Source organism: Bosea sp. BIWAKO-01 (assembly GCF_001748145.1).
Classification (GTDB): Bacteria; Pseudomonadota; Alphaproteobacteria; order Rhizobiales; family Beijerinckiaceae; genus Allobosea.
This window is the reverse complement of sequence record NZ_BCQA01000001.1, coordinates 4,947,917-4,971,244: the sequence shown is the minus strand read 5'-3', so window position 1 is coordinate 4,971,244 and position 23,328 is coordinate 4,947,917. Positions and strand designations below refer to the sequence as shown.

Here is a 23,328-nt window from a genome sequence, read left to right as displayed (position 1 = left end):
GCGAGCCGGATCAAGCGTGGCGTGGCGTGGCGGGTTCAGCCCTGAACAGCAAACTGCCGTCACCATAGGAATAGAACCGGTATTTCTCCGCGATCGCATGGGCATAGGCCCGTTTCATGAGGTCGAGCCCGCAGAAGGCCGAGACCAGCATGAACAGTGTCGAGCGCGGCAGGTGAAAGTTCGTCATCAGGATATCGACGGCCCGGAAGCGATAGCCCGGCGTGATGAAGATGGCCGTATCACCGGAGAATGGCGCGACGACCCCGTTTTCGCCGGTCGCGCTCTCAAGTAGCCGCAGGGCGGTGGTCCCAATGGCAACGATGCGGCCTCCCCTTGCCTTGACCTGATTCAGCGCTGCTGCGGTCTCAGTGCTCACGCTACCCCATTCGGCATGCATGCGGTGTTCGCGCGTATCCTCGGCCTTGACCGGGAGGAACGTGCCCGCGCCGACATGAAGCGTCACGAAATGGCGGGAAACGCCGCGCACGTCGAGGGCTGCAAACAGCTCCGGCGTGAAGTGGAGACCGGCAGTCGGGGCGGCCACGGCTCCATCCGTACGGGCGTGAATCGTCTGATAGTCGTGGGCATCGGCCTGATCGGTCGGCCGCTTGCCCGCGATATAGGGCGGGAGCGGCAACTCACCCAGCCGCGCGATCGCTTCATCGAGCACCGGACCGGACCAGGCAAAGCGCAACTCGACCTCGCCGCCCTCGCCCTTTCCGACGACTTCCGCATGCAGCGCGCCGAGCTCGCACGCATTCGATGCCGCGTCCGAACCGAACACCACCGTCTCGCCGAGGGCCAGCTTCTTGGCCGGCCTGGCAAACGCGAGCCATCGGTCGGACGCTTCGCGCTTGTGCAGCATGATCTCGACGCGCGCCGAGGCCTCTCCCCTGACGCGCCGGCCGTAGAGGCGGGACGGGATCACGCGCGTATCGTTGAGGACGAGCGCGTCGCCGGGTTGAAGTAGGCTGGCCAGGTCGCGAACGCCGCGATCCTCGAATGGTTCGGCTGCATCCGGCCGCACCACGAGCATCCGCGCAGCATCCCGCGGGCTGACGGGCCTCAGCGCGATGCGTTCTTCCGGCAGGTCGAAGTCGAAAAGCTCGACATCCACGATCGAATCCGCCTCACAAAACCGCGAACCAAAACAAGTTGAGCCCCCATCCATTGGGACGCGCCTACGGCGCTACCGGGATGAGGGCTCATCTGAACTCAGACCCCGTTTGAACGGGGCCCGTGGCGATATCAGGCCGCGTCAGCCATGACCTTCATCGAGACGATGGAGTCCGGGTCACGCACCGGCTCGCCGCGCTTGATGTTGTCGACATTCTCCATGCCTTCAACAACCTGGCCCCAGACCGTGTACTGCTTGTCGAGGAAACGGGCGTCATCGAAGACGATGAAGAACTGGCTGTTGGCCGAGTTCGGGTTCTGCGAACGGGCCATCGAGCAGATCCCCCGAACATGCGGCTCGGCGTTGAACTCGGCCTTCAGGTCCGGCAGGTCGGAGCCACCGGTGCCGGTGCCATGCGGGCAGCCGACCTGCGCCATGAAGCCGTCGATGACGCGGTGGAAGACGATGCCGTCATAGAAGCCCTGGCGCGCCAACGTCTTCAGGCGCTCGACATGGGCAGGGGCGAGGTCCGGGCGCAGCTTGATGACAACGCGGCCCTTGGTGGTTTCCATGACGAGGGTGTTCTCGGGATCGAGCGACATCAGATCGGCCTTTCATTGGACGGCGCACGGCCGTGGAAGCGAATGGTGAAGGGTCGCCCCGCGATACTCGCTCCGAAGCGCGGCGACAACCTCACAGGCGCGCAGTTTCGGATGGCGTCGATCACGGAGGCGGTGAACCGTTCCCGCAGGTCGGGGTCGGTGCGGCGTGTTTCCCAGGTGACGCGCGGCTGGCCAAAGATGGTGCCGTCGCGCCGCAGGCTGAAGCGGACAGTCGCCATCGCGCTGTCGCTGGAGCCGGTCATCGCAGGCGGATTCCAGCAGCGTCGAAACGCTGGGCCGAGCTCCGAGACGCGATCGACGGCGTCGCCTTCAAAGCTCCGCGTCACTGGCGAGATCGATCCGCTCAGCCCCGAATCGACAGGAGGCGGCAGGTTTGGAATAGCGCGGCGTGGCGCGTGTTCCCCAAACGGCCCGCCGATCCCCGGCAGGTAGCGCTGCCCCGTGGGTGGGGGCAGCACGGGATTCTGCGAGCCGGACGGCGGAGGCAGAACCGGGTTCTGCGAGCCGGAGGGCGGTGGCAATCCCAGGTCGCGTGTGTCCTGTGCCGCGCCAGCGCCGACCATGACGATCGACAAGCCGGCGACGAACAGGGGCAGGACACGCGACATGCAGGTAGCCACTCCGTGCTATTTCGCGTCGGACTGAAGACGCATGCGCACGATCTTGTCGGGGCCGCTGACCTGGCCGTTATTGGTCGAGCTGCCCTTCTTGATCTTGCGCGCCACATCCATGCCCGACACCACCTCGCCGAACAGCGTGTACTGCCCGGTCAGCGAACCGCAGCCTTCATAGCAGATGAAGAACTGGGAATTGGCGGAATCGGGCGAGGCGGAACGCGCCATGCCGACCGAACCGACTTTGTAGGGCGTGGGGGTGAATTCAGCCGGGAGATTCGGCAGGTCGGACTTGCCCGTGCCGGTGCCGGTGGGGTCGCCGGTCTGAGCCATGAAGCCGTCGATGACGCGATGGAAGACGATACCATCATAGAAGCCGCGCTTGGTCAGCGCCTTGATCTGCTCGACATGCTTGGGCGCCAGATCGGGACGAAGGCGAATCGTGATGTTGCCGTCCTTGGTCTCGAGCACGACCGTATTGTTGGGATCGGAGGCCGGCGCTTGCGCCTGAGCACAGCCGAGCGACGCAGCAAGGGCGAGAATGGCGAGAGAACTGCGCAGCATGTGAAGCATCTCCGTCGTTGCCGGAGGATCCGGCCGATGATCACCGGCGTCGTAACGGCATCCTTTGACCGGAACAAGGCGTTGAGCCGCCAGATCTGGAGCATGTTGCACTGCACAAGAGCAAACTTCATTTAACTTGCAAAAAGATCAGGCTAGCGCTGCCTAAATGGGTGACAGCCATGTCACAATCGGATACTCATCTGGCGCTGGGCTCGCTCGGGGAAACCTTGAGCGCCGCGGACCAGGTCTCGGGAGGAACAAACGCCCGCCTAGTATATGAGTCGCACGCAACCAGATGTGCGCCGTTACTGCGGAAAAAACAGACTCCAGGGCAAGGCTTCGGCCTTGCCCTTTGTTTTTTGGCGTTACCGTCCACTGCCGATCAAAGATCGTAGGCCGACCAGATATACCACACGAACACGAAGATGATTCCGGCCAGGATCGTTGTGATCAGCGCCTTCTTGGCGAGGCCCGGAAGCACGGGGGCGCCCGGCTCGGTCCCCTGAACGACCTCCCCGTCCTCCGCCTGACTGCGGACCCCGAACGGCAGGGTCACGAACAGAACTGTCCACCAGATCACGAAATAAACGGCGAGACCGCCAGCAATGGTCATGGCCTGATCCTTTCTCGGGCGGAGGCGGTCATCTCATGGCAAGCCAGCGGGATTGCGGCAAGGTTCCTCGCTGCCGCAGCCCCTCGCAATCAACGCGAAAGCCTATCAGGCCAAGGCGACGCAGGAGAACGCGACGCGCGCTTCCGTGGGCACGCCGAAGCGCGCGGTATGGCGCGCCGGCAGGCCGCCGGGGAAATGCTTCACATATTCAGCATTGCAGGCAACGTAGTCGGATGGGTCGGTGATCAGCATCGTCATCTGCACGACGCGGTCGAGGCTACTGCCGGCCTCCGTCAGAATCTCGCTGATCCGCCCCAGCGCATTGCGGACCTCATCGGCCGGCGTCTCACCGCGGTGGACACCGTTCGCAGGATCATGCGGAGCCGAATGTCCGGAGACAAAGATCAGCCCCGCTGCCCGCGTCGCCGCGCTGAACGGGCGTGGCGAGCCCGCTTCGGGCTCCCCGAAGAACTCGATCATCAATCGTCTCCCGCTTGTATCGCGCCGCCGAATCTCAGGCCTGTTCCAGTTCGACGAGCGTGCCGCAGAAATCCTTCGGGTGCAGGAACAGGACAGGCTTGCCATGGGCACCGATGCGCGGTTCGCCGGAGCCGAGCACGCGCGCGCCCGTTGCCTTCAGCCGGTCCCGTGCAGCCAGGATGTCGTCGACCTCGTAGCAGATGTGATGAATGCCACCATCGGCATTCCGCTCGAGAAATTTCGCGATAGGTGAATCGGTCCCGAGAGGCTCGAGCAACTCGATCTTGGTGTTGGGCAGCTCGACGAAGACGACAGTGACGCCGTGATCAGGCTGCGGCAGCGGCTGAGAGACGCGCGCGCCGAGCGTATCGCGGTAGAGCGCGCTCGAGGCCGCAAGGTCCTTTACGGCGATGGCGACATGGTTGAGGCGACCAATCATTCAGAGCTCCCTTGCATCCGGCGAGAACACCGCCGTCCATACTGCCGATGATCTAGCCTTCCGCGTTGGCATCGGCCCGAAAACCGCAATCCAGTTTTCGGGCCGCTGTCTCAGACTTCGATCACCAGCGCATGCACCAGCGGCTTCTTGCCCCATTCCTCGTTGACGGTGCTGCGCAGGCCACGCTCAAGCGCGTTGCGCAGCGCTTCAGGATCGCGGCGACGCGCCTTGGGGATGTTGTCGAGCAGGTCGGAGACCGCATCGGCGACCAGTTCGTCGAAGGGTGTGCCGTCGCGCGCGGTCGGCGGCAGGCCGAGCACGGCAATCTCCGGCTCGCCGGCGATGCCGCCCTTGTCGTCGACCGCAACGGCAACTGAAATCATGCCGGCAAAGGAGAGCCTGCGGCGCTCCTGGATCGTCTTCTCCATGGCATTCACCAGGAGAGCGCCGTCCTGATAGAGCCGGCCGTGGGGGGCCTCATCGATCTTGCCCGCGCCATCGGCCGTGATGGCGATGATATCGCCATTGCCGGCACGAACGACGTTCTTGACGCCGAGCCCGCGCGCGAAGGCCGCGTGCTCGCTCAGATGCAGATCCTCGCCATGGGCGGGAATGGCGATCTTCGGCCGGAGCCAGCCATAGAGCCGGGCCATTTCCTCGCGGCGCGGATGGCCCGAGACATGGACCAGATGCGTGCGGTCCGTGATGATCTCGATATTGTCCCGTGCCAGCGCATTCAGGATGTTGCCGACGGCCTTTTCGTTGCCCGGGATGGTGCGGGACGAGAAGATCACGCGGTCGCCTGGCGACAGGGCGATCTCGGGATGATCGTCGGACGCAATGCGCGAGAGAGCGGCGCGCGGCTCACCCTGACTGCCGGTGAGCAGCGCCACAACCTTGTCGCGCGGCAGGTAGCCATAGTGCTCGACGGAGCGGAATGCCGGAATGCCGTCCAGATAGCCGCATTCGCGCGCGACATCGATGACACGGTCCATCGCGCGGCCGACCACGACGACATCGCGACGGCCGGCCATGGCAGCCTCGGCAACCGCCCGCAGCCGGGCCACATTCGAGGCGAATGTCGTGACGGCGACGCGGCCGGGCGCGGAAGCGACCAGTTCCTTCAGCTTGGCCGCGACGTCCGCCTCGCTCGGGCTGATGCCGTCACGCATGACGTTGGTCGAGTCACAGATCAGGGCGAGCACGCCCTCGTCACCAAGTTCGCGCAGTCGCTTCTCGTCGGTCGGCAGGCCGACCTGCGGCGTCGGGTCGATCTTCCAATCGCCGGTATGGACGACCAGGCCGACAGGGGTCCGGATCGCCAGCGCGCAGGATTCGGGGATGGAATGTGCGACCGGCACGAACTCGATCTCGAACGGGCCAAGCGTGACATGCCCGCCCTGGGCGACGACATTGATCGGCACCTTCGGAGCACCGGGCTCGCCCAGCCGCCGCGTGGCAAGCAGCCCGGCCGCGAACTGCGTGCAATAGACGGGCGCGCGCAGGGAGGGCCACAGCGCCGCGAGTGCGCCAATATGATCCTCATGCGCGTGGGTGATCACGATGCCAAGCAGATTGGCCCGCTCCTCGATGATGTAGCGCAGATCGGGGAGGACGATGTCGACGCCTGGAACCTCGGGACCGGCAAATGACAAGCCGCAATCAACCAGGATCCATTTGCGCCGCCCTTCAGGCCCGAAGCCATAGAGTGCCGCATTCATACCGATCTCGCCTAGGCCGCCGAGGGGAACGAAGACGAGTTGGTCGCTGGAACGGGTCACGGGAAATCCTAAGGCAAAAGGCAGGGCGCAGAGCGCGCCGGAATGAGTGGCAAGGCCTAGCATGAAGGCCGTGGAAGAGCGACAGGAGCCGATCTGGGACAGGCGTGGCCGTTCAGCTGGGAGGGCCGAAATAGAGATCGCCTGCGTCAACCAGATGTCGCGCGCCTGCGACATCGAGCTCAAGCCGGCCCGAGGCGTCGAGGCCAAGGAAGCGACCGCTCAGCGGCCCCTCCGCCAGGCGCAGGGTGATGGTCTCGCCGAGGAATGCTGCACGTTCGAGCCAGGCTGCCCGGGTCGGGCCAAAACCGCCGGGCAATGACCAGGCGTTGAAGCGGGCAACCCAGGCGTCGCTGAGCGCGGCTAGCAGAGCCTCGATACTCGCAGCCGGGTCTTCGGCTTTCAGGAAGCTCGCGGGATAGGGGGTATCGTCCGGTCGGCTGGCGACATTGACGCCCATGCCGATGGTGACCGCAAAGCGCTCTGCCCGGCTCTCGCCTTCGAGCAGCAGACCCGCCGTCTTGGCGCGGTCGATCAGTAGGTCATTGGGCCATTTCAAAGCAAGGCGCGGAGCAGAGAGGCCGGTGACCCTGGCTGCGGCGTCATGCAAGGCGAGGCCAGCAACAAACCCGAGCTGCGGCGCCAGCGCAGGTTCGCAGGGCTGCACCAGCAAGAGGCTGGCGTAGAGGTTTCCGGGCGGTGAGCCCCAGTTGCGGCCATGACGGCCACGCCCGGCGCTTTGGCTGCGAGCCACGATCCAGAGTGAGCCAGGGTCGCCCTGGTCGAAGGCGCGGCGCGCCTCTTCCATGGTCGAGCCGACCGCGTCCCGCACGATCAGCCGGTAGCCGGCGGCGCGTGCCGCCTCGCCGAGCACGCCGCCCGCCCCCTCAGAACAGCGACTTGGCGGCGGCAGCAGCCGAGTCGAACAGCGGGGCCGGTACGAAGGAGAGCATCAGCACGAACAGGGTCGAGACCAGCAGCACGCCGCGCACGCCGATGTCCCCCTTCTCAAAGGCCGGCTTCGCCTCGTCGAAATACATCACCTTGATGACGCGCAGGTAGTAGTAGGCGCCGACCACGCTGGTCACCACGCCGATCACAGCAAGTGCATAGAGCTTGGCATCGATCGCGGCAGCGAAAACGTAGAACTTCGCCCAGAATCCGGCCAGCGGCGGGATGCCGGCGAGCGAGAACATCATCATCGCCAGCGCGAAAGCCATCCAGGGATTGGTGCGCGAAAGCCCGGCGAGCTCGGAGATGTCTTCCACCGGCTTGCCGTCGCGACGCATCAGCAGAACGCAGGCAAAGGCGGCAAGCGTGGTGGCGAGATAGATCGCCATATAGGTCATCACGCCCTGGACGCCCGCTGCCGTTCCCGTCGCGAGGCCAACCAGTGCGTAGCCCATATTGGCGATCGAGGAATAGGCAAGCAGGCGCTTGATGTTGCGCTGGCCGATGGCAGCGAAGGCGCCGAGCGCCATCGAGGCGATCGACATGAAGATGATGATCTGCTGCCAGTCATGCAGCGCGCCCGGGAACGCGCCGACGAAGATGCGAACCATCATCGCCATTGCAGCCATTTTGGGAGCGGTAGCGAAGAAGGCGGCGACCGGTGTCGGCGCCCCCTCGTAGACGTCCGGCGTCCACATATGGAAGGGCACGGCCGAGATCTTGAAGGCAAGGCCGGCGGCAACGAAGACGATGCCGAAGATCAGCCCGAGGCTGATATGCTCGCCATGGACCGTCTGGGCGATGCCGGAATAGGTCACGGTGCCGGTGAAGCCATAGACGAGCGAACTGCCATAGAGCAGCATGCCCGATGACAGTGCGCCGAGGACGAAATATTTCAGGCCGGCTTCGGTCGACCTGGTGTTGTCGCGGTCGAAGGCGGCGACGACGTAGAGCGCAAGGCTCTGCAGCTCGAGACCGACATAAAGACCGATCAGGTCGTTGGCCGAGATCATCATCATCATGCCGATCGTGGCGAGCACGACCAGCACGGGGAACTCGAAACGCATCGAGCCGTCGCGGCGCATGAAATCGCCTGCGAGCACGATCGCCGCACCGGCGCCGATCAGGGTCAGCGCCTTCATGAAGCGCCCGAAACCGTCAGCGACGAAGCCGCCGTTGAAGGTCACCGCCTTGCCGGTGCCCGACAGCACCAGCACGAGCGCGAGCGCGAGCAAGGCAAGTCCAATGGCTTCGAGCGTACGGGTCGCGCCCTCGCCACGGATGGCGCCGTAGAGCACCATGGCGATTGCGCCGATGGCGAGGGTGATTTCCGGCAGAGCTGGGCCGAGGGCGGGCAAGGTCATTGCTGCCAAACCTTACTGTACGACCAGCATCGCCGTTTTCGCGGCGGTGAGTGCGGCCTGATAATTCTTGATGAGGGCTTCGGTCGGCGCGGCAAAGGCGTCGAGGATGGTACCGGGCGCAATGCCGTACCAGATCGTCAGCAGCATCAGCGGAGCGAGGATGACGACCTCGCGGGTGTTGAGATCGGTGATGCTCTTGAGCTCCGGCTTCACCAGTTCGCCGAACACGACGCGGCGATAGAGCCAGAGCGCATAGCCGGCCGAGAGGATGACGCCGAAAGCTGCAAAGAACGCGACCCAGGGATTGGCCTTGAAGGCCCCAATGATGGTCAGGAACTCGCCGACGAAGCCGGCCGTGCCGGGCAACCCGACATTGGCCATGGTGAAGACCATGAAGGCGACGGCGTAACGCGGCATCCGGTTGACCAGCCCGCCATAGGCGGCGATCTCGCGGGTATGCATGCGGTCATAGATCACGCCGACGCAGAGGAAGAGTGCGCCGGAGACCAGCCCGTGGCTGACCATCTGGAACATCGCACCCTGAATGCCCTGCGGCGTCAGAGTGAAGAGGCCCATGGTGACGAACCCCATATGGGCGACGGACGAGTAGGCGATCAGCTTCTTGATGTCCTCCTGCATCAGCGCCACCAGCGAGGTGTAGATGATGGCGATGACGGAGAGCGCGAAGACCAGCGGCGCAAACATCGCCGAGGCTTCCGGGAACATCGGGATCGAGAAACGGATGAAGCCGTAGCCGCCCATCTTGAGCAGGATCGCCGCCAGGATGACGGAGCCCGCGGTCGGTGCTTCCACGTGGGCGTCAGGCAGCCAGGTATGGACCGGCCACATCGGCATCTTCACGGCGAAGGATGCGAAGAAGGCGAGCCAGAGCCAGGGCTGCATCGAGACCGGGAACTTATGGGCCAGCAGCGTCGGGATGTCGGTGGTCCCGGCATTCCAGTACATCGCCATCAGCGCGAGCAGCATCAGCACCGAGCCGAGCAGCGTGTAGAGGAAGAACTTGTAGGACGCGTAGACACGACGCTTGCCGCCCCAGATGCCGATGATCAGGAACATCGGGATCAAGCCGGCTTCGAAGAAGACGTAGAACAGCACGAGATCGAGCGCGACGAAGACACCGATCATCAGCGTCTCGAGGATCAGGAACGCGACCATGTATTCGCGAACCCGCTTCTCGACCGACGTCCAGGACGCGAGGATGCAGAACGGCATCAGGAAGGCGGTCAGCACCACGAACGGGAATGAGAAACCGTCGACGCCGAGCTTGAACTTGATCGCATCCGAGACCCAGCCATGGGTCTCGACCAGCTGGAAGGCCGGATTGGCCGAGTCGAACCGGCCCCAGGCGACGCAAGCCAGGAAGAAGGTCGCAATCGTCGTCGCCAGCGCGACATAGCGAGCGTTGGAGCTGACCGAAGCCTCGTCGCCGCGCTGCGCCAGAATGAAGGCGGCGCCAACCAGCGGCAGGACGAGTAGACCGGTGAGGATACCGAAACCGAACATCATCTCACCCGCGAGTCAGCAAATACCAGGTCACCAGGCCCGCGACGCCGATCAGCATGGCGAAGGCATAGTGATAGACAAAACCGGTCTGGAGCCGGACGACGCGGTTGGTGACATCGACCACCCGAGCCGAGACGCCATCGGGGCCAAAACCGTCGATGATGAAGCCGTCGCCCTTCTTCCAGAGGAAGCGGCCGAGCCATTTCGCCGGACGAACGAACAGGAAGTCGTAGATCTCGTCGAAATACCACTTGTTGAGCAGGAAACGGTACAGGACCGGGTTCGCCTTCGCGAGCTTGCCGGGGACGTCCGGGCGCAGCATGTAGCAGTAGTACGCACCGACGAAGCCGAGCAGCATGGCGACGAAGGGCGAAGCCACGACCCAGCCGGGAACCTCGTGCATCGCGTGCAGGATATGGTTGTCCTTGCCGGTGAACAGTGCGGCCTTCCAGAAATGCTCGTAATCGTGGCCGATGAAGGCTTCCTTGAACACGAAGCCGGCAGCAATGGCACCGAGCGCAAGCACTGCAAGCGGCACGAGCATCGAGAGCGGGCTCTCGTGCGGCTGGTGCGCGTGACCGCCGTGACCGTCATGGCCATGTCCGGCATGCGCGTGGTCATCGTGACCATGAGCGTGCGCAGCATGAGCGTGGTCGTCATGACCATGCGCGTCATGGCCGTGGCCAGCCCAGCGCGGACTGCCCTCGAAGGTCATGAAGTAGAGCCGCCAGGAATAGAACGAGGTGAAGCAGGCCGCCACGACCAGCAGCACGAAGGCGTAGTCGGTGGCGAAGCCATGCTTGGCGGCAAAGGCGCTCTCGATGATCGCGTCCTTCGAGAAGAAGCCCGCGAAGCCGAGCATCGTGCCGGGAATGCCGACACCGGTCAGCGCCAGCGTGCCGATCGTCATCGCGGCCGCGGTGAAGGGAATATGCTTCCGCAGGCCGCCCATGTAGCGCATGTCCTGCTCATGGTGCATCGCGTGGATGACCGAGCCTGCACCGAGGAAAAGCAGCGCCTTGAAGAAGGCGTGGGTGAAGAGGTGGAAGATACCGGCCGAATAGGCACCGGTGCCGAGCGCGACGAACATGTAGCCGAGCTGCGAGCAGGTCGAATAGGCGATGACGCGCTTGATGTCGTTCTGCACCAGGCCGACGGTCGCCGCGAAGAAGGCGGTGGTTGCGCCGATGACGACGACGACGGTCATTGCGACCGGCGCATATTCGAAGATCGGCGACAGGCGCGCCACCATGAAGACGCCGGCGGTGACCATGGTCGCGGCGTGAATCAGCGCCGAGACGGGGGTCGGGCCCTCCATTGCGTCAGGCAGCCAGGTGTGCAGCAGGAACTGCGCCGACTTGCCCATCGCGCCCATGAACAGCAGCAGGCAGGTCAGGGTCAGCGCATTCCACTCATAGCCGAGGAACCGGAAGGTCTGGCCGGTCAGTTCGCCCGCCTTCGGGAAGATGCTGTCGAAGGTGACCGAGCCGAACAGCACGAAGACCAGGGCGAGGCCGAGGAGAAAACCGAAATCGCCGACTCTGTTGACGACGAAAGCCTTGATCGCGGCCGCGTTCGCCGAGGGCTTCTGGTACCAGAAGCCGATCAGCAAATAAGAGGCAAGACCGACGCCTTCCCAGCCGAAGAACATCTGGACGAGATTGTCCGCCGTCACCAGCATCAGCATCGCGAAGGTGAAGAGCGAGAGATAGGCGAAGAAGCGCGGCCGGTGCGGATCCTCGTGCATGTAGCCGATGGAATAGAGGTGCACGAGCGATGAGACGGTGTTGACGACGACCAGCATGACCGCGGTCAGCGTGTCGATGCGGAAGGCCCAGTCGACGCGCAGATCGGCGGATGCGAGCCAGGTCGCGATCTGAACGCGCGTGGTACCGGCGCCGAAGCCGACATTGAAGAAGGCGATCCAGGACAGGACGGCCGAGACCATCAGCAGCGAGGTGGTGACGATCTCCGAGGCGCGTGATCCGATCAGCCGGCCGAAGAGGCCGGCGATCAGGAAGCCGAGGAGCGGGAGGAAGACGATCGCGTGATACATGGCAGCTAGCAGGGCGCGCAGGCGCGCTCAGCCTTTCATCATGTTGATGTCTTCCACCGCGATCGTGCCGCGATTTCGGAAGTAGACGACAAGAATGGCGAGGCCGATCGCGGCTTCCGCCGCCGCGACAGTCAACACCAGGAGCGCAAAGACCTGGCCGACGATATCGTTCATGAACGACGAGAAGGCCACGAAGTTGATGTTGACCGCGAGCAGGATGAGCTCGATCGACATCAGGATGACGATGACGTTCTTGCGGTTGATGAAGATGCCGAGCACGCCGAGCGTGAACAGGATCGCGCCGACCGCGAGATAATGTCCCAGGCCGATCATCAGACGGTCTCCTCAGGCAGGCCGGCGCGCGAGGGCACCTTGCGCACTTCCATCGCGGTTTCCTTGGTGCGGGCATTCTGGGCGACGACATTCTGGCGCTTGACGCCGGGACGGTCGCGCAGGGTCAGGACGATCGCGCCGATCATGGCGACGAGCAGCACCAGACCGGCCGCCTGGAAGTAATAGACATACTGGGTGTAGAGCACCTGCCCGAGCGCCTCGGTGTTGCTGATATTGGCCGGGATCGCGGCGACGGGCGCGCTGACGATCTTCGGATCGATCACCCAGGCGCCAACCACGAGCAGCAGTTCGACCAGGAAGACCAGCCCGACCAGCGCGCCAACCGGCAGGTAGTTCAGGAAGCCCTGGCGGAACTCGGCGAAGTCCACGTCGAGCATCATCACCACGAAGAGGAAGAGCACCGCGACCGCGCCGACATAGACGACGACCAGCAGCATCGCGAGGAACTCGGCCCCGAGCAGCAGGAACAGGCCCGCCGCATTGACGAAGGCCAGGATCAGGAACAGCACCGAATGAACGGGGTTGCGCGACGACACCACCATGAACGCCGAAGCGACGGTGATGCCAGAGAACAGATAGAAGAATGCCGCTGCGGCGTTCATCTCGGTCAGCCCTTCCGCCCTTGCGGGCGGCCCTCGTTTCAAGCGTGCCCGAGCGAGTCAGGCACAGTTTTGAGCGTCTATAGAGAGGCCCGCCGGACGCGACAACCGCGCGACGCTCCCCATCCCTCGTCATCCCTGCCCGCTGCCCCGGATGCCCGGAGCCGCGAGGTCTTCACCGCCTCAACGATACGGCGCATCCATCGCGATGTTGCGCGCGATCTCGCGCTCCCAGCGATCGCCGTTCGCCAGCAGTTTTGCCTTGTCGTAGAACAGTTCCTCGCGGGTTTCGGTCGCGAATTCGAAGTTCGGCCCCTCGACGATGGCGTCCACCGGGCAGGCTTCCTGACAGAAGCCGCAATAGATGCACTTCGTCATGTCGATGTCGTAGCGCGTGGTGCGGCGCGTGCCGTCATTGCGGCGCGGACCGGCCTCGATGGTGATGGCCTGGGCCGGGCAGATCGCCTCGCAGAGCTTGCAGGCAATGCAGCGCTCCTCGCCATTGGGATAGCGGCGCAACGCATGCTCGCCACGAAAGCGCGGCGAAAGCACGCCCTTCTCGAAGGGATAGTTGAGCGTCGCCTTCGGCTTGAAGAAATAGCGCATCGACAGGAAGAACGCCGAAACGAACTCCTTGAGAAGCAGCCCTTTGGCGGCTTGCGCGAGTGACATCGCTCTCATCCTCTTCACAAACTCAACCGAACAGCAGGCGGCCGAGCAGGTAACCCAGAATGGGGAAGAACCCCATGGTGCCGACGAGAAAGACGATCCTGAACAGCCTGATGCGCCGTTCGTAATCATCCTTCTCCTCGCGTGTCGTCGAGGTATCCGTCCGGCGCAATGCGCGCTCGACGAGGTCTCCGACGACCTTGTAGTCCACCCACCCCAGGACCAGACCGACGGCAGCGCCGATCAGCCCCGCAGTGGATAATTCCATCAGCGCACCGGCCCCCAGCCGGTGATCTGCAGCACTGCCGCGACGACCACCACCGAGACCAGCGAGATCGGCAGGAACACCTTCCAGCCCAGCCGCATCAGTTGGTCATAGCGGTAGCGCGGCACGAAGGCCTTAACCATGGCGAACATGAAGAACACCAGGCAGATCTTGAGTGCGAACCAGAACACGCCGGGCAGCCAGGTGAAGGGCGCGATCGGGAACGGCGGCAGCCAGCCCCCGAGGAACAGGATCGTGGTCAGCGAGCACATGGTCATGATCGCCACGTATTCGCCGAGCATGAACAGCAGATACGGTGTCGAGGAGTACTCGACCATGAAGCCGGCGACGAGTTCGGATTCGGCTTCCGGCAGATCGAAGGGCGGCCGGTTCGTCTCGGCCAGAGCCGAAATGAAGAAAACGACGAACATCGGGAACAGCGGCAGGAAGAACCAGCGCAGCATGCCCCAGCTTGTATTCTGCGCCTCCACGATGGCCGACAGGTTCAGCGAACCGACGCAGAGCAGCACGGTGATGATGACGAAGCCGATCGAGACTTCGTAGGAAACCATCTGGGCCGCCGAGCGCAGGGCGCCGAGGAACGGGTATTTCGAGTTCGAGGCCCAGCCGCCCATGATCACGCCATAGACGCCGAGCGACGAGATCGCGAAGATATAGAGGATGCCGACATTGATGTCGGCGATCGCCCAGCCCTCTGCAACCGGGATGACCGCCCAGGCCGCGAGCGAGAGCACGCAGGAGACCAGCGGGGCGAGCAGGAAGACGCCCTTGTTGGAGCTCGACGGGACGATCGGCTCCTTGAAGACGAATTTCAGCAGGTCGGCAAAACTCTGGAACAGGCCGAAAGGCCCGACCACGTTGGGACCGCGCCGAAGCTGCACCGCCGCCCAGATCTTGCGGTCCGCCAGCAGGATGAAGGCGATGAAGACGAGCAGGCAAACCAGCAGCAGCAGGCTCTTGCCGAGAATGATCGCGAGATCGAGGACGATATCCCAGTTCATCTGGCCTTACTCCGCCGCCTGCCGCATCCGGCCAGAGGCCAGCGCCGAGCATTCCGCCATCACGGCCGAGGCACGCGCGATCGGGTTGGTCTGGTAGAAATCAGCGACCGGCGAGGCGAAGCCAGCCTTGTCGGTCTTGCCGCCAAGTCCCGCAAGGGCGCCCAGCGAAGAGGCGTCAGCCGCCGGAAGCGTATCGAGCCCGGCGAAATGCGGATGGGCAGCGTAGAGTGCCTGGCGCAGCGCCGCGAGCGAGTCGAAGGGCAAGGTCTTGCCGAGCACACCGGAGAGCGCCCGCAGGATCGCCCAATCCTCGCGGGCATCGCCCGGCGGGAAAGTGGCACGATCGGTCATCTGCACCCTGCCCTCGGTGTTGGCATAGGTGCCCGACTTCTCGGTATAGGCGGCGCCCGGGAGGATGACATCGGCGCGATGCGCGCCACGGTCGCCATGGGTACCCTGATAGATCACGAAAGCCCCGGCCGGGACTTCGACCTCGTCGGCGCCGAGCAGGAACAGCACATCGAGTGCGCCGGGCGAGACCATGCCGGCGACATCGAGTGCACCCGCGCCCGGCACGAAGCCGAGATCGAGCGCACCGACGCGGGCGGCTGCGGTGTGCAGCACGCCGAAGCCGTTCCAGCCGTCCTTGACCGCGCCCAGCACCTGTGCGGCCTTGGCAGCGAGCGAAAGGATCGCCTCGCCGTCCGCGCGGGCGAGGGCGCCCTGCCCGACCAGAACCATCGGCTTGTCGCCAGCGGCCGGAGCGCGCTTGACAAGATCGGCCAGGGTCTCGGGGCCAGCGCCGAGATAGTCATGGGCATAGGTCAGATCGGCCTGTTCGCCAATCAGCGAGACCTTGAAGTCACCGCGCAGCCAGCGCTTGCGGATGCGGGCGTTGAGGATCGGCGCTTCCCTGCGCGGATTGGCGCCGATGATCAGCAGCGAAGTCGCATCCTCGATCCCGGCGATGCCGGCATTGAGGAGGTAGCTGGCGCGACCATGCTTGGGATGCAGTTTCGCACCATCCTGGCGGCTGTCGATATTGCCGACGCCAAGCGCGGCCATCAGGCTCTTCAGCGCGAAAACCTCCTCGACCGCGGCAAGGTCGCCGACGATCGCGCCGACGCGCTCAGGCCTGGTCGCGTTCAGCCGGTCGGCGATCAGCGCAAAGGCTTCGTTCCAGCTTGCAGGCTTCAGGGCGCCGTTCTGCCGGATATAGGGCCGGTCGAGACGCTGCGTGCGCAGGCCGTCGACGACATGGCGGGTCTTGTCGGAGATCCACTCCTCGTTCACCGCCTCGTTGATGCGCGGCAGGATGCGCATCACTTCGCGGCCACGAGAATCGACCCGGATGGCGGAGCCGACCGCATCCATCACGTCGACGGATTCGGTCTTGGTCAGCTCCCAGGGCCGGGCCTTGTTCTGATAAGGCCGCGAGGTCAGTGCGCCGACCGGGCAAAGATCGACGATATTGCCCTGGAGCTCCGAACCCATCGCCTGTTCGAGATAGGTCGTGATCTCCATGTCCTCGCCGCGGCCAATGGCGCCGAGATCGGTACCGCCAGCGACTTCGGTGGTGAAGCGAACGCAGCGCGTGCAGTGGATGCAGCGCGTCATCGTCGTCTTCACCAACGGGCCGATATACTTGTCCTCGACGGCACGCTTGTTCTCGGCATAGCGGGAATTGTCCACGCCATAGGCCATCGCCTGGTCCTGCAGGTCGCATTCGCCGCCCTGGTCGCAGATCGGGCAGTCGAGCGGGTGGTTGATGAGCAGGAACTCCATCACCCCTTCGCGCGCCTTCTTGACCATCGGCGACTTGGTCGAGACGACCGGCGGCTCGCCATTCGGCCCGGGGCGCAGGTCGCGCACGCCGATGGCGCAGGAGGCCTGGGGCTTCGGCGGCCCGCCCTTCACCTCGACGAGGCACATGCGGCAGTTGCCGGCGATCGAGAGGCGCTCATGGAAGCAGAAGCGTGGCACCTCGGCGCCAGCGGCCTCGCAGGCCTGGAGCACGGTGTAATCGGCCGGGACGTCGACCTCGATGCCGTCGATGACGAGTTTGGTCATGGTCTTACTCCGCCGCCATCAGCCGCGCCGGCTCGGAATGCGGATTGGCGGCATAATCGTCGATGCGCTTTTCGATCTCGTGACGGAAATGCGCGATCAGGCCCTGGATCGGCCAGGCCGCGGCATCGCCGAGCGCACAGATCGTATGGCCTTCGACCTGCTTGGTGACGTCCAGCAGCATGTCGATCTCGCGCTTCTGAGCCCGGCCCTCTGCCATGCGGTTGAGGACGCGCCACATCCAGCCCGTGCCCTCGCGGCACGGCGTGCACTGGCCGCAGCTCTCATGCTTGTAGAAATAGCTGATGCGGGCAATGGCGCGGACGATGTCGGTCGACTTGTCCATGACGATCACCGCGGCGGTGCCGAGGCCCGAGCGCAGCTTCGAGAGTGAGTCGAAATCCATCGGCGTGTCGATGATCTGCTCGGCAGGCACCATGCGCACGGAGGAGCCGCCCGGGATGACCGCGAGCAGATTGTCCCAGCCGCCGCGGATGCCGCCGCAATGGCGGTCGATCAGCTCGCGGAACGGGATGCCCATCACCTCTTCGACGTTGCAGGGCTTGTTCACATGGCCCGAGACGCAGAACAGCTTGGTGCCGACATTGTTCGGGTTACCGAGCGAGGAGAACCAGCTCGAACCGCGGCGCAGGATGGTCGGCGCCACTGCAATCGACTCGACGTTGTTAACCGTGGTCGGGCAGCCATAGAGGCCGACATTGGCCGGGAATGGCGGCTTCAGCCGCGGCATGCCCTTCTTGCCTTCAAGGCTCTCCAGCAGCGCCGTCTCTTCGCCGCAGATATAAGCGCCGGCCCCGTGATGCACATAGAGATCAAACGGATAGCCGTGCTTGTTGTTCTTGCCGATGAGGTTTGCCGCATAGGCCTCGTCGACGGCGCGCTGCAGCGCCTCGCGCTCCCGGACATACTCGCCGCGAATATAGATGTAGGCCGCATGCGCGCCCATGGCGAAGGAGGCGATCAGGCAGCCCTCGACCAGCGTATGCGGGTCGTTTCGCATGATCTCGCGGTCCTTGCAGGTGCCCGGCTCCGATTCGTCGGCATTGACGACGAGATAATGCGGACGCCCGTCATTCTGCTTCGGCATGAACGACCATTTGAGTCCGGTCGGGAAGCCGGCGCCACCGCGCCCGCGCAGGCCCGAGCGCTTCATCTCGTCGATGATCCAGTCGCGCCCCTGCTCAAGCAGGAACTTGGTGCCGTCCCAGGCGCCACGCGCCATGGCGCCCTTCAGCGACAGGTCGTGCCGGCCGTAGAGGTTCGTAAAGATGCGGTCGCGATCTGCGAGCATGTCTCGCCTCACTCTTTCGGCTTGTCGCTGGGCTTGGCAGCCCGCGTACGGCGCGCCGGCGCATCAGCCGGCTTCGCAGATTCAGCAACGGCGTCCTTGTCGACCTTGCCGCCGGCTGCCGGTGTGTCCTGCGCGGAGCCGGCAGGCTGTGCCGGGGACGAAGGCTTGGGACGGGCGGGAGCCGCGGTTTCGGTCGCAGGCTTGGTCTCAATCGCAGCCGGCGTCGCCTCGGCAGCCTTGGCCGCTGCTTCCGCCGCAGCCTTTGCGACCGCAGCCTCGGCCGCTGCCTTGCGCTGTTCGGTGACGCGAGCCTGCCAGTTTCCGGCTCCGATCGCGGAGCCGTCATAGAGGCCCGGATCCTTCAGCGTTTCGCCACCACCGACCGGTTCCGAACAGGAACGGTCGATCTGCGGGCCGGGCTTCGTCGGCCGATCATGTCGCAGATCGTCGAGGAGCGCGCGGAAATTCTCGGGTGTCAGGTCTTCGTAATAGTCGAAATTGACCTGCGCCATCGGGGCATTGCAGCAGGCGCCGAGGCATTCGACCTCGAGCCAGGACAGCTTGCCATCGGCAGAAACGGTCGATTGCGGGCCGATGACGTCCTCGCAGACCTTCTTCAGCGCCTCGGCTCCGCGCAGCGCGCAAGGAGTCGTGCCGCAGAGCTGGATGAAATGAGCTCCGACCGGCTGCAGATTGAACATGGTGTAGAAGGTCGCGATCTCCAGCACGCGCATCGGTGCCATCGAGAGCTTCTTCGCCACCGCCTCGATCGCGGCGCGCGGAACCCAGCCGTGATGCTGTTCCTGCGCCTTCCACAACAGCGGAATCACGGCGGAGGCCTGCCGGCCTTCCGGATATTTGGCGATCTGCTGATCAGCCCAGTTCTCGTTCGCCGCAGTAAAGGCGAAGGACGCGGGTTGAACGTGATCGGGCGCGAGACGACGGACGGACATTAGCGGTCCACCTCACCAAAAACGATGTCGAGAGAGCCGAGGATTGCGGAGACGTCCGCCAGCATGTGCTTGCGGCACATGAAATCCATGGCCTGGAGATGGGCGAAGCCCGGAGCCTTGATCTTGCAGCGATAGGGCTTGTTGGTGCCGTCGGAGACGAGATAGACGCCGAACTCGCCCTTCGGCGCCTCGACGGCGGCATAGACCTCGCCTTCGGGGACCTTGTAGCCCTCGGTGTAGAGCTTGAAATGGTGGATGAGCGCTTCCATCGAGCGCTTCATCTCTCCGCGCTTCGGCGGCACCATCTTGCCGTCGAGCGATGAGACCGGGCCGCCGCCATCGGCAGCCAGCAGCTTCTCGCAGCACTGCTTCATGATGCGCACGGATTGGCGCATCTCTTCCATGCGGATGCAGTAGCGGTCGTAGCAGTCGCCGTTCTTGCCGATGGGGATGTCGAATTCCATCTCCTCATAGCATTCGTAAGGCTGGCTCTTGCGCAGGTCCCAGGCGGCACCGGAGCCGCGCACCATCACGCCCGAGAATCCCCATTTCCAGCAAGTGTCGAGATCGACGACGCCGATATCGACATTGCGCTGCTTGAAGATGCGGTTGTCGGTGAGCAGTCCTTCGAGGTCGTCGCAGACCTTGAGGAAGGGGTCGCACCATTCGGCGATATCGTGGATCAGCGAAGGCGGCAGGTCCTGGTGAACGCCTCCCGGCCGGACATAGGCCGCATGCATGCGCGCGCCGCAGGCCCGCTCATAGAAGATCATCAGCTTCTCGCGTTCCTCGAAGCCCCAGAGCGGCGGCGTCAGCGCGCCGACGTCCATCGCCTGCGTGGTGACGTTGAGGATATGCGAGAGGATGCGGCCGATCTCGGAATAGAGCACGCGGATGAGCTGGCCGCGCCGCGGCACGGTCACCCCCATCAGCTTCTCGACCGCGAGCGAATAGGCATGCTCCTGGTTCATCGGCGCGACATAGTCGAGCCGGTCGAAATAGGGCAGCGCCTGCAGATAGGTCTTGGCTTCGATCAGCTTCTCGGTGCCGCGATGCAGCAAGCCGATATGCGGATCGACGCGCTCGACGATCTCACCGTCGAGCTCCAGCACGAGGCGCAGCACCCCGTGTGCCGCCGGGTGCTGCGGCCCGAAATTGATCGAGAAATTGCGGATGTTGTGCTCGGTCATTCTCAGCCCGCCTGTTTCGCGGCGAATTCGGCGACGACCTGCGCGCCGGTCTTGCGCGGCCGCTCTCCTGCAAAGGCATAGAGCGCTGGCTTCTCGTCGATGAAGATTTCTTCGGTAAAGGCGAAGGGCGAAAGGTCGTCGAAGCTCTGCATCGAGACGGCGACATGCCCCTCTCCGCCGCGCAACCGCCAGAACAGGCTGGAGCCGCAGGTCCTGCAGAACACGCGCTCGCCCCAGTCGGAGGACGGATAGATGCCGAGCGCAGCGTCATCGTCGACCGTGACCCCGGTGCAGGGCACGGCCATGAAGGTGCCGCCGCTCCATTTCCGGCACATGCCGCAATGGCAGACATCCATTTCCAGCTTCTCCGGCACGGCCGCAAAACGGACCGCACCGCAGAGACAGCCTCCGGACAGCGATTTGTCGGCAGCAGCCATCGGGTTCAGGCTCCCTTCGCCTTCTCGTCACCGGGCAGCACGTAGTCCGTGCCTTCCCAGGGGCTCAAAAAGTCGAAATTCCTGAATTCCTGGTTGAGCTTCACGGGTTCGTAGACGACCCGCTTCTGCTCGTCGTCATAGCGAACCTCGACGAAGCCGGTCAGCGGGAAGTCCTTGCGCAGCGGATAGCCCTCGAACCCGTAATCGGTGAGGATTCGACGCAGGTCCGGGTGCCCAGAGAACAGGATTCCATAGAAATCATAGGCCTCGCGCTCGTACCAGTTCGCGGCCGGAAAGACATCGATGATCGACGGAACCGGAGTCGCCTCGTCGGTCTGCACCTTGACGCGGATACGCCGGTTATGGCGCGGCGACAGCAGATGATAGACGACGTCGAAACGCTTCTCGCGTGCGGGATAATCGGCGCCGGCGATATCGGTGAAGTTCACGAAGCGGAAGCGCGGATCGTCGCGAAGCGTCGCCATGACCTGGACGATGGACGCAGCCTCGGCCTCGACCGTCAGCTCATCGAAGGCGACGACAGCATTCACGACTGCGCCGGGCAGCGCAGCCCTGATCTCTTCACCGAGTGTCACGAGCTCTTCGCTCATATCAACCTCAACCTTTTCGCCGCTCGCATCGTCACGACCGGAGCAATCCCCGCCAGGGTGCGGGGGCGTTAGCGTTCGATCGTGCCGGTGCGCCGAATCTTCTTCTGCAGCAGCAGCACGCCATAGAGCAGCGCTTCCGCAGTCGGGGGGCAGCCGGGAACGTAGATATCGATCGGCACGATGCGGTCGCAGCCGCGCACCACCGAGTAGCTATAGTGGTAATAGCCGCCGCCATTGGCGCAGGAGCCCATCGAGATGACGTAGCGCGGCTCTGGCATCTGGTCATAGACCTTGCGCAGCGCCGGAGCCATCTTGTTGGTCAGCGTGCCGGCAACGATCATCACGTCCGACTGGCGCGGAGACGCGCGCGGTGCAAAGCCGAAGCGCTCGACATCATAACGCGGCATCGACAGCTGCATCATCTCGACCGCGCAACAGGCGAGGCCGAAGGTCATCCACATCAGCGAGCCGGTCCGCGACCAGTTGATCAGGTCGTCGGTCGCCGTGACGAGGAAACCCTTATCGGCGAGTTCATTGTTGATCTCGACGAAGAAGGGATCGCGCGCACCCACCGGCTTCCCGTCGGGGCCGAGCAGCCCCCGGGGCGCGGGCGCGACGAGCGGATCGCCGCGGTCGATCGCTGTGATTGCCATGAAACTACCCTTGTGAACCCGTTACCGTCAGATCAACACCGAGGCGGAGCCTCGCGAGCCGACGGTTAGTCCCACTCCAACGCGCCCTTGCGCCACTCGTAGACGAAGCCGACGGTCAGGACGCCCAGAAAGATCATCATTGACCAAAAACCATACCAGCCGAGATCGCCGAACGCGACCGCCCAGGGGAACAGGAAGGCGACCTCGAGATCGAAGATGATGAACAGGATGGAGACCAGATAGAAGCGGACATCGAACTTCATGCGCGCGTCATCGAACGCATTGAAACCGCACTCATAGGCGGAGAGCTTTTCAGCATCCGGCTTGGAGTACGCGACTGCGAACGGCGCGATCAGCAGCGCAAGGCCAATCACCATCGAAACGCCGATGAAGATGGCCAGCGGCAGGTAGTCGCTCAGCAAGGACGGTACAGGTAATGCTTGCATGGACAACCTCGCTTCGCGGGCCCAGACCCGCGGCACACGCATCGGCAGTCGATTAGCCCCTACTCTAGAATCACGCAAGGGTTCGCCGCGCCGCACAACCGCGCCACGGCAATGAACCAGACGCATTGCACGCAATTTTTACCGCGAAATCGATAGCGCACACCAACGGGCAGGCGCGCGGCGCGACAAGATGGTTACGAATCGGCTTTATTGCGGGAATCAGCCGCCCAAGGAGCGAGACGCATGGTCCGACCACTCCACCGTATCGCGGCGATCGCGACCTTGGCCGGAAGCTTGCTCGCCCCCGCCGGCGCAACGCATGCCGAGAGTATCGATCTCACCCGCGCGACCTGCGCCGATTTCAGCGCCATGACCAGCAACGACCAGAGTCAGCTCGTGCTGTGGCTCGCCGGCTATTTTGCCGGTGGCGCGCAGCGTCCGCTGCTCGACGTCGAGAAGGTCAGCACGGCGCCTGCCGAAATTCTCGCGCTCTGCGGAAAGACGCCGCAGCTTCCACTCGTCGGCGCCGAGACACGCGCCGTCTTCCTGCCAGCGCCCACCCCCTGAGATGCCTTTGCCTAAGCCCTTGCCTACAGGAAACACCAGATCGCCCCTGCTGCTCAGGCT

At 64.1% G+C, this 23,328-nt stretch carries 26 protein-coding genes; 1 reads left to right on the top strand and 25 read right to left on the bottom strand.

Translation table 11 applies throughout. From position 1 onward, the window contains the following. Nucleotides 1-10: 10 nt before the first annotated feature. From queA to BIWAKO_RS23180, 25 genes are all read right to left on the bottom strand, one after another. Nucleotides 11-1,117, bottom strand: a complete 1,107-nt coding sequence (gene queA, locus BIWAKO_RS23300) for a tRNA preQ1(34) S-adenosylmethionine ribosyltransferase-isomerase QueA (RefSeq protein ID WP_069880674.1) — start codon at nt 1,115-1,117, stop codon at nt 11-13. Between the two features lie 131 nt (nt 1,118-1,248). Further along, complete coding sequence (locus BIWAKO_RS23295; protein WP_069880673.1) at nt 1,249-1,719, bottom strand: peptidylprolyl isomerase; 471 nt, start codon at nt 1,717-1,719, stop codon at nt 1,249-1,251. Continuing rightward, entirely contained in the window at nt 1,719-2,348 is a 630-nt protein-coding gene (locus BIWAKO_RS23290; RefSeq protein ID WP_069880672.1) for a hypothetical protein, read from the bottom strand. Before BIWAKO_RS23290 ends, BIWAKO_RS23295 begins: the two co-directional genes overlap by 1 nt. An 18-nt stretch (nt 2,349-2,366) precedes the next feature. Beyond that, nucleotides 2,367-2,918, bottom strand: coding sequence for a peptidylprolyl isomerase (locus BIWAKO_RS23285; RefSeq protein ID WP_069882723.1), 552 nt, complete (start codon nt 2,916-2,918; stop codon nt 2,367-2,369). A 382-nt stretch (nt 2,919-3,300) separates the two neighbouring features. Beyond that, nucleotides 3,301-3,531 (bottom strand): DUF1467 family protein, encoded by a 231-nt coding sequence (locus BIWAKO_RS23280; protein ID WP_069880671.1) that lies wholly within the window; start codon nt 3,529-3,531, stop codon nt 3,301-3,303. A 105-nt stretch (nt 3,532-3,636) separates the two neighbouring features. Then, nucleotides 3,637-4,011, bottom strand: a complete 375-nt coding sequence (locus BIWAKO_RS23275; RefSeq protein WP_069880670.1) for a RidA family protein — start codon at nt 4,009-4,011, stop codon at nt 3,637-3,639. Nucleotides 4,012-4,045: 34 nt separating this feature from the next. After that, a complete protein-coding gene (gene mce, locus BIWAKO_RS23270; RefSeq protein WP_069880669.1) occupies nt 4,046-4,450 on the bottom strand; it encodes a methylmalonyl-CoA epimerase in 405 nt (134 codons plus the stop codon). Nucleotides 4,451-4,560: 110 nt separating this feature from the next. After that, a complete protein-coding gene (locus BIWAKO_RS23265) occupies nt 4,561-6,231 on the bottom strand; it encodes a ribonuclease J (protein ID WP_069880668.1) in 1,671 nt (556 codons plus the stop codon). Between the two features lie 112 nt (nt 6,232-6,343). Beyond that, nucleotides 6,344-7,102 carry a biotin--[acetyl-CoA-carboxylase] ligase gene (locus BIWAKO_RS23260; protein WP_069880667.1) on the bottom strand — a complete coding sequence of 253 codons (759 nt, stop codon included), beginning with the start codon at nt 7,100-7,102 and terminating at the stop codon, nt 6,344-6,346. A gap of 13 nt (nt 7,103-7,115) precedes the next feature. Then, entirely contained in the window at nt 7,116-8,543 is a 1,428-nt protein-coding gene (nuoN, locus tag BIWAKO_RS23255; protein ID WP_069880666.1) for an NADH-quinone oxidoreductase subunit NuoN, read from the bottom strand. 12 nt (nt 8,544-8,555) lie between these two features. After that, nucleotides 8,556-10,067, bottom strand: a complete 1,512-nt coding sequence (locus tag BIWAKO_RS23250; RefSeq protein ID WP_069882722.1) for an NADH-quinone oxidoreductase subunit M — start codon at nt 10,065-10,067, stop codon at nt 8,556-8,558. 4 nt (nt 10,068-10,071) lie between these two features. Beyond that, a complete protein-coding gene (nuoL, locus tag BIWAKO_RS23245; protein ID WP_069880665.1) occupies nt 10,072-12,123 on the bottom strand; it encodes an NADH-quinone oxidoreductase subunit L in 2,052 nt (683 codons plus the stop codon). Nucleotides 12,124-12,150: 27 nt separating this feature from the next. Next, the gene (nuoK, locus tag BIWAKO_RS23240; RefSeq protein ID WP_069880664.1) at nt 12,151-12,459 is read right to left on the bottom strand and encodes an NADH-quinone oxidoreductase subunit NuoK; all 309 of its coding nucleotides are present in this window, start codon (nt 12,457-12,459) and stop codon (nt 12,151-12,153) included. Beyond that, on the bottom strand, nt 12,456-13,079 hold the full coding sequence (locus BIWAKO_RS23235) for an NADH-quinone oxidoreductase subunit J (RefSeq protein WP_069880663.1): 624 nt from the start codon (nt 13,077-13,079) through the stop codon (nt 12,456-12,458). Before BIWAKO_RS23235 ends, nuoK begins: the two co-directional genes overlap by 4 nt. Nucleotides 13,080-13,259: 180 nt before the next feature. Next, nucleotides 13,260-13,748 carry an NADH-quinone oxidoreductase subunit NuoI gene (gene nuoI / locus BIWAKO_RS23230; protein ID WP_043236790.1) on the bottom strand — a complete coding sequence of 163 codons (489 nt, stop codon included), beginning with the start codon at nt 13,746-13,748 and terminating at the stop codon, nt 13,260-13,262. A gap of 22 nt (nt 13,749-13,770) precedes the next feature. Further along, complete coding sequence (locus tag BIWAKO_RS23225) at nt 13,771-14,013, bottom strand: hypothetical protein (RefSeq protein ID WP_069880662.1); 243 nt, start codon at nt 14,011-14,013, stop codon at nt 13,771-13,773. Beyond that, complete coding sequence (nuoH, locus tag BIWAKO_RS23220; protein ID WP_069880661.1) at nt 14,013-15,032, bottom strand: NADH-quinone oxidoreductase subunit NuoH; 1,020 nt, start codon at nt 15,030-15,032, stop codon at nt 14,013-14,015. Before nuoH ends, BIWAKO_RS23225 begins: the two co-directional genes overlap by 1 nt. Nucleotides 15,033-15,038: 6 nt before the next feature. After that, complete coding sequence (nuoG, locus tag BIWAKO_RS23215) at nt 15,039-17,102, bottom strand: NADH-quinone oxidoreductase subunit NuoG (RefSeq protein ID WP_069880660.1); 2,064 nt, start codon at nt 17,100-17,102, stop codon at nt 15,039-15,041. Between the two features lie 4 nt (nt 17,103-17,106). Next, a complete protein-coding gene (gene nuoF, locus BIWAKO_RS23210; protein WP_069882721.1) occupies nt 17,107-18,411 on the bottom strand; it encodes an NADH-quinone oxidoreductase subunit NuoF in 1,305 nt (434 codons plus the stop codon). 8 nt (nt 18,412-18,419) lie between these two features. After that, on the bottom strand, nt 18,420-19,364 hold the full coding sequence (nuoE, locus tag BIWAKO_RS23205; RefSeq protein WP_069880659.1) for an NADH-quinone oxidoreductase subunit NuoE: 945 nt from the start codon (nt 19,362-19,364) through the stop codon (nt 18,420-18,422). Then, entirely contained in the window at nt 19,364-20,554 is a 1,191-nt protein-coding gene (locus tag BIWAKO_RS23200) for an NADH-quinone oxidoreductase subunit D (RefSeq protein ID WP_069880658.1), read from the bottom strand. The genes nuoE and BIWAKO_RS23200 overlap by 1 nt, the downstream gene beginning before the upstream one ends. Before the next feature lie 2 nt (nt 20,555-20,556). Further along, a complete protein-coding gene (locus BIWAKO_RS23195; RefSeq protein WP_069880657.1) occupies nt 20,557-20,991 on the bottom strand; it encodes a GFA family protein in 435 nt (144 codons plus the stop codon). A gap of 5 nt (nt 20,992-20,996) precedes the next feature. Beyond that, nucleotides 20,997-21,602, bottom strand: coding sequence for an NADH-quinone oxidoreductase subunit C (locus BIWAKO_RS23190; RefSeq protein WP_069880656.1), 606 nt, complete (start codon nt 21,600-21,602; stop codon nt 20,997-20,999). A gap of 68 nt (nt 21,603-21,670) precedes the next feature. Next, nucleotides 21,671-22,255 (bottom strand): NuoB/complex I 20 kDa subunit family protein, encoded by a 585-nt coding sequence (locus BIWAKO_RS23185; RefSeq protein WP_069880655.1) that lies wholly within the window; start codon nt 22,253-22,255, stop codon nt 21,671-21,673. Nucleotides 22,256-22,320: 65 nt separating this feature from the next. Next, on the bottom strand, nt 22,321-22,701 hold the full coding sequence (locus BIWAKO_RS23180) for an NADH-quinone oxidoreductase subunit A (RefSeq protein ID WP_069882720.1): 381 nt from the start codon (nt 22,699-22,701) through the stop codon (nt 22,321-22,323). A gap of 243 nt (nt 22,702-22,944) precedes the next feature. Here BIWAKO_RS23180 and BIWAKO_RS23175 point away from each other — a divergent pair, with 243 nt between their 5' ends. Continuing rightward, nucleotides 22,945-23,268, top strand: coding sequence for an HdeA/HdeB family chaperone (locus tag BIWAKO_RS23175; protein WP_069880654.1), 324 nt, complete (start codon nt 22,945-22,947; stop codon nt 23,266-23,268). The last annotated feature ends 60 nt before the right edge of the window (nt 23,269-23,328 follow it).

Coding starts and splice junctions, on each gene's coding strand:
- BIWAKO_RS23190 (WP_069880656.1), bottom strand. CDS start 21,602: ATGAGCGAAGAGCTCGTGACACTCGGTGAAGAGATCAGGGCTGCGCTG.
- BIWAKO_RS23180 (WP_069882720.1), bottom strand. CDS start 22,701: ATGCAAGCATTACCTGTACCGTCCTTGCTGAGCGACTACCTGCCGCTG.
- nuoG (WP_069880660.1), bottom strand. CDS start 17,102: ATGACCAAACTCGTCATCGACGGCATCGAGGTCGACGTCCCGGCCGAT.
- BIWAKO_RS23185 (WP_069880655.1), bottom strand. CDS start 22,255: ATGGCAATCACAGCGATCGACCGCGGCGATCCGCTCGTCGCGCCCGCG.
- nuoN (WP_069880666.1), bottom strand. CDS start 8,543: ATGACCTTGCCCGCCCTCGGCCCAGCTCTGCCGGAAATCACCCTCGCC.
- BIWAKO_RS23280 (WP_069880671.1), bottom strand. CDS start 3,531: ATGACCATTGCTGGCGGTCTCGCCGTTTATTTCGTGATCTGGTGGACA.
- BIWAKO_RS23175 (WP_069880654.1), top strand. CDS start 22,945: ATGGTCCGACCACTCCACCGTATCGCGGCGATCGCGACCTTGGCCGGA.
- BIWAKO_RS23285 (WP_069882723.1), bottom strand. CDS start 2,918: ATGCTGCGCAGTTCTCTCGCCATTCTCGCCCTTGCTGCGTCGCTCGGC.
- mce (WP_069880669.1), bottom strand. CDS start 4,450: ATGATTGGTCGCCTCAACCATGTCGCCATCGCCGTAAAGGACCTTGCG.
- BIWAKO_RS23200 (WP_069880658.1), bottom strand. CDS start 20,554: ATGACCGAGCACAACATCCGCAATTTCTCGATCAATTTCGGGCCGCAG.
- nuoH (WP_069880661.1), bottom strand. CDS start 15,032: ATGAACTGGGATATCGTCCTCGATCTCGCGATCATTCTCGGCAAGAGC.
- BIWAKO_RS23235 (WP_069880663.1), bottom strand. CDS start 13,079: ATGAACGCCGCAGCGGCATTCTTCTATCTGTTCTCTGGCATCACCGTC.
- nuoE (WP_069880659.1), bottom strand. CDS start 19,364: ATGTCCGTCCGTCGTCTCGCGCCCGATCACGTTCAACCCGCGTCCTTC.
- BIWAKO_RS23250 (WP_069882722.1), bottom strand. CDS start 10,067: ATGTTCGGTTTCGGTATCCTCACCGGTCTACTCGTCCTGCCGCTGGTT.
- BIWAKO_RS23225 (WP_069880662.1), bottom strand. CDS start 14,013: ATGGAATTATCCACTGCGGGGCTGATCGGCGCTGCCGTCGGTCTGGTC.
- BIWAKO_RS23195 (WP_069880657.1), bottom strand. CDS start 20,991: ATGGCTGCTGCCGACAAATCGCTGTCCGGAGGCTGTCTCTGCGGTGCG.
- BIWAKO_RS23295 (WP_069880673.1), bottom strand. CDS start 1,719: ATGTCGCTCGATCCCGAGAACACCCTCGTCATGGAAACCACCAAGGGC.
- BIWAKO_RS23275 (WP_069880670.1), bottom strand. CDS start 4,011: ATGATCGAGTTCTTCGGGGAGCCCGAAGCGGGCTCGCCACGCCCGTTC.
- BIWAKO_RS23290 (WP_069880672.1), bottom strand. CDS start 2,348: ATGTCGCGTGTCCTGCCCCTGTTCGTCGCCGGCTTGTCGATCGTCATG.
- nuoL (WP_069880665.1), bottom strand. CDS start 12,123: ATGTATCACGCGATCGTCTTCCTCCCGCTCCTCGGCTTCCTGATCGCC.
- nuoF (WP_069882721.1), bottom strand. CDS start 18,411: ATGCTCGCAGATCGCGACCGCATCTTTACGAACCTCTACGGCCGGCAC.
- nuoI (WP_043236790.1), bottom strand. CDS start 13,748: ATGTCACTCGCGCAAGCCGCCAAAGGGCTGCTTCTCAAGGAGTTCGTT.